General features: G+C 73.3%; 13 protein-coding genes. 9 read left to right on the top strand and 4 right to left on the bottom strand.

Features of this window, described 5'->3' with window-relative positions; genetic code table 11:
- The first annotated feature begins 14 nt into the window (after positions 1 to 14).
- Positions 15 to 1001, top strand: coding sequence for a DUF5926 family protein (locus tag ACGF1Z_RS22580; RefSeq protein WP_393006649.1), 987 nt, complete (start codon positions 15 to 17; stop codon positions 999 to 1001).
- A 207-nt stretch (positions 1002 to 1208) separates the two neighbouring features.
- On the opposite strand, the gene ACGF1Z_RS22575 is transcribed toward ACGF1Z_RS22580, so the two are convergent.
- The 3 genes from ACGF1Z_RS22575 to ACGF1Z_RS22565 form a co-directional block, all read right to left on the bottom strand.
- Positions 1209 to 1946, bottom strand: a complete 738-nt coding sequence (locus ACGF1Z_RS22575) for a hypothetical protein (RefSeq protein WP_393006647.1) — start codon at positions 1944 to 1946, stop codon at positions 1209 to 1211.
- A gap of 140 nt (positions 1947 to 2086) precedes the next feature.
- A complete protein-coding gene (locus tag ACGF1Z_RS22570; RefSeq protein ID WP_393006645.1) occupies positions 2087 to 2941 on the bottom strand; it encodes a bifunctional DNA primase/polymerase in 855 nt (284 codons plus the stop codon).
- Positions 2942 to 3330: 389 nt separating this feature from the next.
- Positions 3331 to 3477, bottom strand: a complete 147-nt coding sequence (locus ACGF1Z_RS22565) for a hypothetical protein (protein WP_393006950.1) — start codon at positions 3475 to 3477, stop codon at positions 3331 to 3333.
- Here ACGF1Z_RS22565 and ACGF1Z_RS22560 point away from each other — a divergent pair.
- Both ACGF1Z_RS22560 and ACGF1Z_RS22555 read left to right on the top strand, forming a co-directional pair.
- Positions 3434 to 4831: a PP2C family protein-serine/threonine phosphatase gene (locus ACGF1Z_RS22560; RefSeq protein WP_393006643.1), complete on the top strand. Its 1398-nt coding sequence runs from the start codon at positions 3434 to 3436 to the stop codon at positions 4829 to 4831. The two genes, ACGF1Z_RS22565 and ACGF1Z_RS22560, sit on opposite strands and share 44 nt — an antisense overlap.
- A gap of 163 nt (positions 4832 to 4994) precedes the next feature.
- Complete coding sequence (locus ACGF1Z_RS22555) at positions 4995 to 6464, top strand: aminopeptidase P family protein (protein ID WP_393006641.1); 1470 nt, start codon at positions 4995 to 4997, stop codon at positions 6462 to 6464.
- Between the two features lie 226 nt (positions 6465 to 6690).
- On the opposite strand, the gene ACGF1Z_RS22550 is transcribed toward ACGF1Z_RS22555, so the two are convergent.
- Entirely contained in the window at positions 6691 to 7131 is a 441-nt protein-coding gene (locus tag ACGF1Z_RS22550; RefSeq protein WP_393006639.1) for an ATP-binding protein, read from the bottom strand.
- Between the two features lie 218 nt (positions 7132 to 7349).
- On the opposite strand from ACGF1Z_RS22550, the gene ACGF1Z_RS22545 reads away from it, so the two are divergent.
- From ACGF1Z_RS22545 to efeB, 6 genes are all read left to right on the top strand, one after another.
- The gene (locus tag ACGF1Z_RS22545; RefSeq protein WP_393006637.1) at positions 7350 to 8150 is read left to right on the top strand and encodes a hypothetical protein; all 801 of its coding nucleotides are present in this window, start codon (positions 7350 to 7352) and stop codon (positions 8148 to 8150) included.
- 144 nt (positions 8151 to 8294) lie between these two features.
- A complete protein-coding gene (locus tag ACGF1Z_RS22540; RefSeq protein ID WP_393006635.1) occupies positions 8295 to 9047 on the top strand; it encodes a YcnI family protein in 753 nt (250 codons plus the stop codon).
- 42 nt (positions 9048 to 9089) lie between these two features.
- Entirely contained in the window at positions 9090 to 9803 is a 714-nt protein-coding gene (locus ACGF1Z_RS22535) for an SCO family protein (protein WP_393006633.1), read from the top strand.
- Positions 9800 to 10273 carry a copper chaperone PCu(A)C gene (locus ACGF1Z_RS22530; protein ID WP_393006631.1) on the top strand — a complete coding sequence of 158 codons (474 nt, stop codon included), beginning with the start codon at positions 9800 to 9802 and terminating at the stop codon, positions 10271 to 10273. Before ACGF1Z_RS22535 ends, ACGF1Z_RS22530 begins: the two co-directional genes overlap by 4 nt.
- 24 nt (positions 10274 to 10297) lie before the next feature.
- Positions 10298 to 12292, top strand: coding sequence for a copper resistance CopC/CopD family protein (locus ACGF1Z_RS22525; RefSeq protein WP_393006629.1), 1995 nt, complete (start codon positions 10298 to 10300; stop codon positions 12290 to 12292).
- Positions 12289 to 13584 (top strand): iron uptake transporter deferrochelatase/peroxidase subunit, encoded by a 1296-nt coding sequence (gene efeB, locus ACGF1Z_RS22520; protein ID WP_393006938.1) that lies wholly within the window; start codon positions 12289 to 12291, stop codon positions 13582 to 13584. Before ACGF1Z_RS22525 ends, efeB begins: the two co-directional genes overlap by 4 nt.
- The last annotated feature ends 33 nt before the right edge of the window (positions 13585 to 13617 follow it).

Raw genomic sequence — 13617 nt, 5'->3', positions numbered from 1 at the left:
GAGAAAGCCACACCATGGCCAAGAAGCGCCCCCAGACGAAGCCCGGCAAGGCCGGCAAGGCCGACCAGGCACAGGTCACGAGCGGGGAGATCCCGGTCGTCGGCGCGCGCGAGCCGTGCCCCTGTGGATCGGGCCGCCGCTACAAGGCGTGTCACGGACGGGCCGCCTCGCACGCGGTCACCGAGGTCGTCCAGCGGCCCTTCGAGGGTCTGCCGGGCGAGTGCGACTGGGTCGCGCTGCGCGAGCTGGTGCCCGCCGCGACCGTCCCGCTCACCCTCAAGGGCGGGCTCCCGGACGGCGTGCCGTCCGTGACGCTCGCGACCGTGCTGCCGATGGCCTGGCCGGCACTGCGCCGCGACGACGGCTCCGTGCTGCTCGCGCTGCAGAACGACTCGTCCTCCGGCGACCTGGCCCGCGACCTCGCGGACACCCTGGAGCGCGCCCTGGTCGCGGAGCCCGGCACCCCGGTCACGCCCCGGCGGGTGCCGGCCGAGGGCCCCCGGCTCCAGGACATGCTCGACGCGGACAGCGATTTCGCGCCGGTCGTGCACACCGGTTTCGAATTCTGGATTCCGGAGTCCTCGGACAATTCCCACCCCGAGGTCGCCGCTTCCCTGGAGCGCGCCAACGCCGCCGCCATCCCCACCGTCAAGCTGACGAGCGTCGACTCCTCCTACTGGTGCGAGACCCCGGACAAGAACCACCTGCGCTGGGTCATGCCGTATCCGGAGGAGAAGCTGCTCGACGCGCTGGCCCGGCTGCAGGCCGCCGGCACCTCCTCGCTCGGCCCCGACACCCGTCTCGTCGGCTCGTTCCGGGCGCACGGCCTGATGGTTCCGGTATGGGACCTGCCGACCTCGATGACGGCGGAGGACTGCGAGAAGCCCGCCGCCGAGTTCGCCGAGCGGCTGGCCGGGGCCCTTGCCGCCGACGCCCCGCTGACCGTCGAGGAGCGGCGGGCGCGCGGCGGTCTCACCAACCGTCAGGTGACGCTCAGCTGATACCCCGGGCGGTATCGGTGACTGACAGACCGACCAGTCGGTGACGTCCGCCACAACCCCTCGGTCAGGGGGCTAAATCCCTGTCCGAATAACCGAGATCGAATTTGCGAACGGCAGATCTCTTGTTACCGTTCTGGAAGCCCGGTCGCTGGTGCATCCCCCGTCGCCAGCGATCGGGCGTTTTCATGCCCGGAGCCGGGAGAAGCTTCAACTACCTTCCGTCTCCGCGCCGTTGCTCCCCGAGCGCAGCAGCAGGGGCGAGGAGTCGCCCTCGCCCGCTCCGGCGAATTCCGCCACCGCCGCATACTCTCCGGCCGCGCCCCCGATCCGCTCCTTCGGCGTCTCGCACATCCCCGGTTCGTCCCGCGCCTCGACCGCGCACCGCACCTGGACGGTCCGCCCGCCGGGTGCCATCAGGGTGAGCACGGCACGGACCGCCTGCCCCGTCGCGTTCCGGTAGTACGTACGCGCCCAGGCGTCGCCGCCCTCCGTCACCACGCAGGTCTGGGCCTCCACCCCGTCGGGCGAGGCGAGTTCGGGTCCGCAGTGCGTGGCGGAGTCCGCGAAGGACCCGGTCGTACGGGGGAGCCCGGTCGTACGGGAGGGCCCGCCAGGGGACTCGGCGGCGGACCCGCCGGAGGCCCCGGAGGACTCGCCCGTGCTCGCGGAGGACGCCCCGGAGCGCTCCCCGGCGGCCGCGGAGGGCCCGCCAGACGCTCCGGACGGCCTGCGGGAGGCGCCGAGTCCGCCGGGCAGGCCCGGCTTCCCGTCCGCGGAGGTCCTGGCGGCTCCCGTCCTCCCGGTGCTCCCGGCAGCGCCGGAGGTGCCGGAACCGGCCGGATTCCCGGCCGGGCCCGCCGAGGCCGCGATCGGTACCAGTACGGCGATCACCACGGCGGCACCGAGTCCCAGACCACGGAGCTTCCCCGGACTCATGCGCCCCATACGTCGGCCCACCTGCTTCTTCGCAACGGATCCTCCGGCGAAGATATCCGCGGCCGGCGGGGCGGCGGCCGGCCGCGCCACCGTTTCCCCTGGATGTCGGGGGTTCCGCACCCGTTCGGGTGAAGCCGGCGCGGGAGGGCTCAGTAGGCGAGCCTGCTGCCGCCGCCCGGCATGCTCGTGCTCGCCTCGACCAGCGCGTCCACGACCGCCTCCACGTCCGGCAGCCACGGCCGCGCGGAGCCCTCCAGAGGTGCCCGCTCCCAGCGGACCTGGCCGGTCCCCGTGACCGAGGGGGGCAGCGGCAGATAGCCGCCGTCGCCGTGGAAGCGCAGCGAGGCAGGCACGCCGTCCTTCGCGTGGAGCAGCTCGCCGAGCCGTTCGAGGTCGTAGGGGGCGACGAGGATCGCCCAGCGGGTGGGGGTGGCCACGACCGGGCCGAGCCGCATGCCCTGGGCGTCGAGCGCGGCGAGCGCCCGGGCGCCGGCGAGCGCCGGGAGGCTGACCGCGCAGGGCGCGCGGCCGCCGGTGGCCAGCAGGACCGGGGCCTCGGGGCGGCTGCTCCACCACCAGCGGATCATGCGGGCGTCGGTGGTGGCGGCGAGCAGGCCGGGGTCGAAGGGGTGGGCGCCGGGCACGACGCACTCGGGGTCGGGGCACGCGCAGGTCGCGGCGGCGGGTGCGGGGGCGTCCGCGTCCGGGGGGCCGTCGGCCCGCGGGGCCGCCCCCCGCGTCAGCCCGACCCAGGCCGCCAGGGCCCGTTCGCCGGCCGCGCGCCAACCGGCCGGCGTGCCGGTCCGGGGGGTCCCGGGCCTGCTCGGCGCCGCCCGGAGCCCGACGCCGGGCAGGACGGGCCAGTCCCAGTCGGTGGCGCACAGGAGTGCGGCGTCGAGCCGGGTCCGGCCGGTGTTCGTGCCGAGGCCGGCCCCGTCCGTGCCCGCCTCGCGCTTCCCGCGCCGGAACCGGAGCCCGCGTCGCCTTCCGAGGATCTCGCGCATGAGCGCTCGTTCCTTTCCGTTGAACGCCGAATCCACATCACACTACGTGCAGATATCTTCACTGTGCGTATCGCTGTGCATCTCAGCGCGTACGAGCTCGCGGGCGCTCCGGAAGGAGACATGTTCCCCGCCACTCGGGGTATGGGCGCGTCCTGCGGCAAGGCGGACGCCCGGGTTCCGCGTCCGTTCCCAGGGGCGTCGTCAACTGCCCCTGCCCGTCACCGATTACGTACCCGTCACGCTCAAAATGACGCGCTATCAAACGACGCCAGTCGACCGCGAATGGTGCACACCGGGGGTAATTTTCAGCCAACTTCATCCGGTCTTCAACCCTCTCGCCGCATCTCCCGGACACCAGAAGTCCCACGGTGACAATGCTGGACATCGATCTACATGTGCGTGTAGATGTGGATCGATGGATAGCGGCGCAGAACGACCTTGGGGGTTTGCGATGCTATTGCAGGAAACGCGCAGGTCGGAAAGCCGAGTGCCATGAGCACGCCGCGCGCGCCGAAAGTGGCCGGAATCGATTCCACTGTTCCTCCTCCCCCGCACACTGCGGCACCGATCGGCGCGCCGCTCCCTCCGATGCCGTCCGCCGGCGGGCACCTCCAGGACCGCCTCGCCGGCTGGGTCTCCGACCTCACCCTCCTCCACGAACTCACCGAGTCCCTGATCAGGACCGACGCGCTCGACGACGCCCTCCACGAGGTGCTGCGCGCCGGCGCCGCCCTGGTCGGGGCCCGCCGCGGCATGGCCGTCCTCGAACCCGCCGACGGCCTCGGGCCCTCCAGCACCGTCGGCCTCGGGCTCGCCCACGCCGAGCTCGGCACCATCGAGACCGTGCCGCGCAGCGTCACCTCGTACGGGCGGATCCTCGACGGACTCGACCCGCTGGTTGAGGGCACCCTGCCCCGGCCCGTCGCCCACCCCGACCTGTGCTCCGAGGAGGACCTCGACCCGCGTCACCGCGAGGTCGCCGCCCGCCTCGGCTACGCCGCCAGCTACGCCCTCCCGCTCGCCACGGAGAAGGCCGGGAGACTCGGCGCCGTCGTCTGGCTCTACGACGAGCCCGCCGAACCCGCCGAACGCCAGCGCCACCTCGTCGGCCTCTACGGCCGCTTCGCCACCGAGCACCTCGCCCGCCTCCTGGAAGTCGGGCGCGCCCGCACCCAGGTCACGACCGTCGCCGAGGAGCTGCTGCCCAGCCGGCTCCCGCGGGTCCCCGGCGTGCAGCTGGCCGCCCGGCACCGCACAGGACCCCGGGGCGGCGGCGACTGGTACGACGCGCTGCCGCTGCCCGAGGGCGCCCTCGGGCTCGCCGTCGGCTCCGTCACCGGAAGCGGGCCGAGCGCCCTGGCCGCCATGGGCCGGCTGCGCGCGTCGCTGCGCGCGTACGCCGTGATGGAGGGCGAGGACCCGGTCGCCGTCCTCTCCGACCTGGAACTGCTGCTCCGCATCACCGAGCCGGCCCGCTCCGCGACCGCGCTCTTCGCGTACTGCGAGCCCGCCGAACGCCGGATCGTGCTCGCGGGCGCCGGTCACACCCCGCCGCTGCTCATCGGCGAGCGCCGCACCGAGTACGTCGAGACCTCGCTCTCCGCCCCGCTCGGCATGCTGTCCTGCTGGGAGGCGCCCAGCGTCGAGCTGTCGCCCGCCCCCGGAGAAACGGTGCTGCTGTACACCGACGGGCTGCTGCGCCGCACCGGCGATCCGATGGACCGGGCCTTCGCCCGGCTGCACGCCGCCGCGGCGAGCGTGCCCCCGGCCGACCGGAACGACCCGGACGCCGTCGCCGACCACGTCCTGCGGACCGTACTGCCGGACGGGCTCGACGCCCTCGCCGCCGAGGGCGAGGACGTGGTCCTGCTGGCCGCCCGCTTCGAATGAGCCGGGCCCGCGTGAGAAGGGGTCCGCGTGAGAAGGGCCCGCGTGAGAAGGGCCACGCCCGCGCCCCCGTGACCCGGCGGTAATGGGTCTTCCGCCTCTGGGACCCTTCCGCACGACCGTACGATGGTGAAGGTTCAGTGTCGTACCCCAAGGAGGCAGACCCGTGGCCGATGAGCTCACGACGGAGCACCCGGAGACCCCGGAGGAGTCCGAAGAGCAGGCGATCAAGCAGCGCAAGAACGGCCTGTACCAGGGCGTCTCCGACGAGCTGGCCGAGAACATGAAGTCCGGCTGGGCCGACACCGAGCTGCACGGGCTGGCGCCGATCGCGCAGGCCGCCCACACCGCCGAGCGGCGCGCCGCGCTGTCCGCCCGCTTCCCGGGCGAGCGCCTGGTGATCCCGGCCGGCAACCTGAAGACCCGGTCGAACGACACCGAGTACGCCTTCCGGGCGTCCACCGAGTACGCGTACCTGACCGGCGACCAGACGCACGACGGCGTGCTCGTCCTGGAGCCCGTCAAGAACGGCCACCAGGCCACGATCTACCTGCTGCCCCGCTCCGACCGCGAGAACGGCGAGTTCTGGCTCGACGGCATGGGCGAGCTGTGGGTCGGCCGCCGCCACTCCCTCACCGAGGCGGAGCAGCTGCTCGGCATCCCGGCGAAGGACGTGCGCGAGCTGCCCGAGCGGCTCAAGGAGGCCACCGGCCCGGTCCGCGTCGTGCGCGGCCACGACGCCGGCATCGAGGCCGCGCTCGTCGACAAGGTCACCGCCGAGCGCGACGAGGAGCTGCGGGTCTTCCTGTCCGAGGCCCGCCTCGTGAAGGACGCGTTCGAGGTCGCCGAGCTGCAGAAGGCCTGCGACTCCACCGCCCGCGGTTTCGAGGACGTCGTCAAGGTCCTCGACAAGGCCGAGGCGACCAGCGAGCGCTACATCGAGGGCACCTTCTTCCTGCGCGCCCGCGTGGAGGGCAACGACGTCGGCTACGGCACCATCGCCGCCGCCGGCCCGCACGCCTGCACCCTGCACTGGGTCCGCAACGACGGCCCGGTCCGCTCCGGCGACCTGCTGCTGCTCGACGCCGGCGTGGAGACCACCGAGCTCTACACCGCCGACGTCACCCGCACCCTGCCGATCAACGGCCGGTTCACGGACGTCCAGCGCAAGATCTACGACGCCGTCTACGAGGCGCAGGAGGCCGGCATCGCCGCGGTGAAGCCCGGCGCCGCCTACCGCGACTTCCACGACGCCGCCCAGCGCGTGCTCGCCGAGAAGCTCGTCGAGTGGGGTCTCGTCGAGGGCCCGGTCGCCCGCGTCCTGGAGCTGGGCCTCCAGCGCCGCTGGACCCTGCACGGCACCGGCCACATGCTCGGCATGGACGTCCACGACTGCGCCGCCGCGCGCACCGAGGCGTACGTCGACACCACGCTGGAGCCGGGCATGTGCCTGACCGTCGAGCCGGGGCTCTACTTCCAGGCCGACGACCTGACCGTGCCGGAGGAGTACCGGGGCATCGGCGTGCGGATCGAGGACGACATCCTCGTCACCGAGTCCGGCAACCGGAACCTCTCGGAGGCGCTGCCGCGCCGCTCCGACGAGGTCGAGGCGTGGATGGCCGGCCTGAAGGGCTGACCCACCGGGCGACGAGCCCCCACCGGCACCGCCGGTGGGGGCTCGTGCCGTCTCCGGGCGGCGCCTAGGGTCTGTCTTTCGGATCAGGCCGGATCAGGGAGCGGCGTCCGGTGCGGGCAGCTGCAAGGCGGAGGAGGGAGCCATTGCGGAGCCCTGGCGACCGACGACAACGCCGCAGATGCGCGTGCCAGACGCCGCGGGCCCGGCATGATCCGAAAGACGGACCCTAGGTCAGCGCCAGCGGCGCGTCCGGGCGCCACTTGACGATCTTGTCGAAGCTGACGAGTGCGCCGCCCCGGCCCGTGCGCCCGAAGTGGACGTGGTCAGCGAGCTCCTCGATCAGCCGCAGCCCCCGGCCGCTCTCGGCGTCCGCCGTGGCGGGCGCCGGCGACTTCCCGGAGAAGCCCGGCCCCGAGTCCGCCACCTCGATACGACAGGTCTCGCCGTCGAGGTAGGCGGTGACCCGGTACGCCTCCGTGGCCTCGCCGCGCCCCAGGGCCCCGCCGTGCTCCACCGCGTTCGCGCAGGCCTCCGTGAGGGCCACCGACAGTTCGTACGAGACGTCCGGGTCGACGCCCGCCGTCTCCATCGTGCCGAGCAGCAGCCGCCGGGCGAGCGGCACGCTCGCAGCCTCGCGCCGCAGATGGAGGGACCACCAGATGCTCATGCTCCAGCCTCCTGGCTGTGGCTCGACATGCTGCGGCACGACATACCGATACGTATTGCCGGACGGGGTGGTCCATAAGCCCCCGAGGGCGCCAAGAGCCCTCGTTCGGCGGATGCGGGGATCACCATGCCGGTGTATGTCGCCCCTAAGCCGCCCAAGGGTGACCTTCCGGACCTGCCGCATGGGAGGCCCGGGCCTGGTGCGATGATGGGCCCGCCATGTCTGCCCCCGCGCTCGCGCCACGCATGCTGAGGGCCGCGGTCTTCACCGCGGTCTGCGTCGTGCTGTCCGCGCTCGGCCACGCGCTGGCCGCCTGCGCGGGGATCTCCGCGTGGTCGATGGCCGCCGGCTTCCTCGGCGTCTTCGGCGTCACCGTGCTGCTCTCGGGGCGGGAGCGTTCGCTGCCCTTCATCGTCGGCGCGCTGACGGCCGGACAGCTCGGCCTGCACGTCCTGTTCGGGCTCGGGCAGCGCCCGCCGGCCCTCGGCCCGAGGGCCGACGAGACCCTGCTGCGGCTCGCCGCCAGGCTGGTCTGCGGCCGCGGCACGGCGACGATGACGCCCTCCGACGCGGCCCGGATCGTCACGGACGCCGGGCTCGCCCCCGCGTCCGCCGGCGCCGGGGCGCACCACCACATGGCCGGCCTGACGGACGCGGCGACCGCCACGGCCCGGACCGCCGAACTCGTGCCCAGCCTTCCGATGCTGCTCGGCCACCTGCTGGCCGCGCTCGCCACCGGCTGGCTGCTGCGCCGCGGCGACCTCGCCCTCCGGCGGCTCGTCGCGCTGTCCGCGCAGGGCGCCGTCGAGCTCGCCGAATGCGCGCTCGTCCGCTCGCTGCGCGCCGCGCTCTCCCTCGTACGGGCCCTGCTCGCCGGACTGCCGGGCGCTCCGGCGACCGGCCCGCGCGGCCCCGCCCGTACGGCCTCCGACCCCTCGCCGCCGCCGGCGGCCGAGGCACTTCAGCACATGGTGATCAGGCGCGGCCCGCCGGCCGCCCCCTGCGTCCTCGCAGCCTGACGCGGACCGTTCCCCCTCCTTCCGGCGAGCGGCTCCGCGGCCCTTCGCGCGCCCCCGGATCCGTCCGGGGACCGTGCGGTCCGCGCCACACCCTGTCCTGCGGATGTCTTCCGCACCTCGTCTTCGAGCTGGAGTGTTTCTGCCATGAGCGTTTCCCGTACGTTCCTCACCCGTGCCGCCGTCGCCGGTGGCGTCGCCGCCTCCTCCGTCCTGCTGCTGTCCGGCACCGCCTTCGCGCACGTGAGCGTGCAGCCGCAGGGCGAGGCCGCCAAGGGCGGATACGCCACCGTCAACGTGAAGGTGCCGAACGAGCGCGACAACGCCTCCACGGTCAAGGTCGAGGTCAACTTCCCGACCGACCACCCGCTGGCCTCCGTGATGCCGCAGCCGGTTCCCGGCTGGAAGGTCGAGGTCACCAAGGCGAAGCTCGCCAAGCCGCTGGAGCTGCACGGCAAGAAGATCAACGAGGCCGTCGCCAAGGTCACCTGGACCGCGGACGGTTCGAAGATCGGCCCCGGCCAGTTCCAGCAGTTCCCGCTCTCCCTCGGACAGCTGCCCGAGGACGCCGACCGGCTCGTCCTCAAGGCGATCCAGACCTACGACAACAACGAGGTCGTGCGCTGGATCGAGGAGTCCAAGGAAGGCGCCCCCGAGCCCGGGAACCCCGCGCCGGTCCTGAAGCTCTCCGCCGCCACCGGCGACCACCACGGCGCTGCCGCCCCCGCCGACGACAAGGCCGGTGACAAGGCCGGGCACGACGACAAGGGTGGCGAGCACGAGGAGGCGTCCGCCTCCTCCACCGACAGCGCGGCCCGGGTGCTCGGCGTCGTCGGCATCCTCGTCGGCCTCGCGGGCATCGCCTACGGCGTCCTGGCCGGCCGCCGCCGCTCGGCCTGACGCCCTCTTCCGACCCTCACCGGCAAGACCGAAAGACACACCATGCCCGACAACACGAAGGACGGCGGCCGACCCGGCCGCCGTGCCCCGCTGATCGTCGCCGCCCTCGCGATCGCGGCGGCGATCGGCATCACGGCCGCCGTCGGCCTCGGCGGCGGTGACGACCCGGCGGCCGGCGGCACGAACGCGCCGGTCGCCGACGTCTCCGGCGGCTCCGACAACACCAGGGCCGCCACCGTCCTCGACCGGCCCTTCACCAAGCCCGACCTGGTCCTCACGGACACCAAGGGCAGGAAGTACGACCTGCGCGAGCAGACCAAGGGCAAGCCGACGCTGATCTACTTCGGCTACACGCACTGCCCGGACGTCTGCCCGCTGACGATGAGCAACATCGCCATCGCCCGCAAGCAGCTCCCCAAGGCGGACCAGGACAAGCTCCAGGTCGTCTTCGTCACCACCGACCCCGAGCGCGACACGGCCGCCGAACTCGGCAAGTGGCTGCCAGCCGCGGGCGACCCCTCGTTCGTCGGTCTCACCGGCGACTTCTCGGCGATCCAGGCCGGTGCCCGCTCCATCGGCATCGGCATCGACCCGCCGAAGAAGGAGAAGAACGGCGACGTCGTGTCCATGCACGGCGCCCAGGTGATCGCCTTCTCGCCGACGACCGACCAGGGCTACGTCCTGTACGGCGAGGACACCACCTCCGACGCCTACGCCAAGGACCTGCCGAAGCTCATCAAGGGGGAGAACCCGTGACCCGCCGCACCACCGCCCTGTCCGCCACCGTGGCGCTCGCCGCCGCCCTCGCGCTGACGGGCTGCTCGTCCGACGGCTCGTCCGACTCCTCGAAGTCCGGCAAGCCCGAACTCACGGTCAGCGGTGCCTTCATGCCGCAGCCCGTGATGGACATGGCCGGCGGCTTCCTCACCATCACCAACAGCGGTGACACCGCCGACAAGCTCACCTCCGTCACCAGCGGCATCTCCGACGACGTCACGCTGCACGAGACGAAGAACCAGAAGATGCAGCAGGTGAAGGCCTTCGACATCCCGGCGAACGGCGACCTGAGGCTCGAACGCGGTGGCAACCACATCATGTTCATGGAGCTGAAGGGCAAGCCGAAGCAGGGCGAGAAGGTCTCCGTCGAGCTGCACTTCGAGAAGTCCGACCCGATCAAGGTCGACCTCCCGGTCGAGGCACCCAACCACAACCCCAAGCAGCACTGAGCTCTTTGAGGGAGTGACACACCCATGACGCCCACCGCCCCGCGCCTCGGGCCGGCCCTCACCCGGCTGCTGCTCGTCACCGCCGCGCTGCTCGGCACGCTGCTCGCCACCGCGGGCCCCGCGTCCGCGCACGCGGCGCTGACCGGCAGTGACCCGCAGGACGGGGCGGTGGTCGCCACCGCCCCCAAGGAGGTCAACCTCACCTTCTCCGAACAGGTCGCCATGAGCGGCGACTCCATCCGGGTCCTCGACCCGGCGGGGAAGCGGGTCGACACCGGGGAGATCCGCGACCTGTGCAGCGGCTCCGTCGTCCGCTACGGCGTCGCGCTGCTGCCCGGCCTGCCCGACGGCACCTACACGGTGGCCTGGCAGACCGTCTCCGCCGACAGCCACCCGGTCGCCGGAGCCTTCACCTTCTCCGTCGGCGCGCCCTCCCAGACCTCCGTCGCCCTGCCCGACCAGACGGTCGGCGGCGGACTCGTCGGCGCGCTGTACGGGATCGCGCGCTACCTCTCGTACGCCGGGTTCGTCGTCCTCGTCGGCGGCGGCGCCTTCGTCCTGGTCTGCTGGCCCCGCGGTGCGTCCGTGCGCCCGGTGCAGCGGCTCGTGGTCCGGGGCTGGCTGACGCTGACCGGCGCCACCCTGGCCCTGCTGCTGCTCCGGCACCCGTACACGAAGACGGGCAAGCTCGGCGACGTCTTCGACCTGGGCGGGCTCCAGGCCGTCCTGCAGACGAAGACCGGGGCCGCGCTCTCCTCACGGCTGCTGCTGCTCGGCGCAGCGGCGCTGTTCGTCGCCGTCCTGTTCGGCGCCTACGCCCGGCGGACCGACGACAAGGAGCACAAGGACCTGACCTTCGGGCTCGCCCTCGGCGGAACCGTCGTCGCCGCCGGCATCGCCGGCACGTGGGCGCTCGCCGAACACGCCTCGACCGGGCTCCAGCCCGGCATCGCCATGCCGGTCGACATCCTGCACCTGCTGGCCGTCGCGGCCTGGCTCGGCGGGCTCACGGCCCTGCTCGTCGCCCTCTACCGCGCCCCGTCGGTCGAACGGGCGGCGGTCGAGCGCTATTCGACGGTCGCCTTCGGCTCGGTCGTCGTCCTGGCGGCCACCGGGATCTACCAGTCCTGGCGGCAGGTCGGCACCTGGTCGGCCCTCACGGACACCCGGTACGGGCAGCTGCTCCTCGTCAAGGTCGGCCTGGTCGCCGTCCTCGTGGGGATCGGCTGGGTGTCACGGCGCTGGGCACGGCGGCTGGCCGAGCCGGCGACGGCGGAACGGGACATCTCCGCGGTCCCGGACGAGGCAGCGGACGGGATCCCGGACGAGGCCGCCGCGGAGTCCCGGGCGGCCGGCGGCGACAGCGGGGCCGGCGTAGTCCTGGAAGCGGGCGAGGACCCGGAGGACGCCGAGGCCGACGGCGGCGCCGGGGACGACCCCGAGCGGGCCGCGCAACTCGCGCGGCAGCGGGCCGCCGTCGCCACCGCGCTGCGGAAGAAGTCGAGGGACGCCGACCCCGAGCGGGCCGGGCTGCGCCGTTCGGTGCTCACCGAGGCCGCCGTCGCGGTCGTGCTGCTCGCCGTGACGACCGTCCTGACCTCCACCGAGCCGGGCCGCACGGAGGAGGAGACGGGCAGGGGCCGGGCCACCGCGGGCGCCGCCGCGGCCGTGCCCGACCGCCCGATCGACGTCCGCATCCCCTTCGACACCGGGGGCGTGGACGGCAAGGGCACCGTGCAGCTCACCCTCGATCCCGGCCGCACCGGCGCCAACGCGCTCCACATCTACGTGCTGCGGCCCAACGGACGTCCGCTGGACGTCCCCGAGATCAAGGTCGCCTTCACCCTCGAGGAGAAGGACATCGGCCCGCTGCCGGTGCTGCCCGACCGGATCCAGACCGGACACTGGAGTGCCAACGGCGTCCAGCTCCCGATGCAGGGCGAGTGGCTGATGCAGGTGACGGTCCGCACCTCCGACATCGACCAGACCACCATCGAGAAGAACGTGAAGATCGGCTGAACCCCGTGAGCAAGCCTGCAAGCAATTCCGAGAGCAACGACAAGCTCGACATCTCCCGGCGGCGCGTCCTCGGCACCGTCGGTGCGGCGGGCGCGGCCGGTCTGGTGATCGGCGCGGCCGGCGGGGCCGGGATCTCCGCGGCGGTGTCGGGCGACTCCACCGGTTCCGGCTCGGGCGGGTCCCCCGCCCTCACCACGGTCGGGGCGACCGAGGTGATGTTTCACGGGAAACATCAAGCGGGGATCACCACTCCGCTTCAGTCGCGGGGGCATCTGGTCGCCTTCGACCTCGCCCCGGGAGCGGGCCGCAAGGAGGCCGCCGCGCTGCTGCGCCGCTGGTCGGCCACCGCGCACGCGCTGATGGCGGGCAGGCCGGCGACCGCCGACACCGGCATCGCCCTCGACGCCGGGCCCTCGTCCCTGACGGTGACCTTCGGCTTCGGGCGTACGTTCTTCGACCGCACCGGGCTCACCGCCCGCCGCCCGGCGCAGCTGGACCCGCTGCCCGCCTTCTCCTCCGACGTCCTCGACCCCAAGCGCTCGGAGGGCGATCTGTGGGTGCAGATCGGCGCCGACGACGCGCTCGTCGCGTTCCACGCGCTGCGCGCGCTCCAGAAGGACGCGGGCGACGCGGCCCGGGTGCGCTGGCAGATGAACGGCTTCAACCGGTCCGCCGGGGCCACCGCCCGCCCGATGACGGCCCGGAACCTGATGGGCCAGGTCGACGGCACCGGGAATCCGAAGCCCTCGGAGCCCGACTTCGACCGGCGGATCTTCGTGCCGCAGGGCGCGTCCGGCGCCCAGGACTGGATGGCGGGCGGCTCGTACGCGGTCGTGCGCCGGATCAGGATGCTGCTCGACGACTGGGAGAAGCTGTCCCTGGAGAAGCAGGAGAGGGTGATCGGGCGGCGGAAGGCCGACGGCGCGCCGCTGACCGGCGGGACCGAGACGACCGAGCCGGATCTGAACAGGATCGGCGCGGACGGCAGGGCCGTCATCCCCGACAACGCCCACGCCCGGATCTCCGCCCCCGAACAGAACGGCGGAGCGGCGATGCTGCGCCGGCCCTTCTCCTTCCACGACGGGATCGCGAGCGACGGGACGCCTGACGCGGGGCTGCTCTTCATCTGCTGGCAGGCGGATCCGCTGCGCGGCTTCGTCCCCGTGCAGCGCAAGCTCGACCGGGGCGACGCCCTGTCGCCGTTCGTCCGGCACGAGGCGAGCGGCCTCTTCGCGGTGCCCGGCGGGGCGGCCGAGGGCGAGTACGTGGGACAGCGCCTGCTCGAGGCGTGAACGGCAGCCCGCCCGGCGCACGAGGCCGTTAGG

Source organism: Streptomyces sp. NPDC048018 (genome assembly GCF_043202995.1).
Lineage (GTDB): Bacteria > Actinomycetota > Actinomycetes > Streptomycetales > Streptomycetaceae > Streptomyces.
Note: the sequence above shows the minus strand (reverse complement) of the source record. Positions and strands in the feature narration are given on the sequence as shown.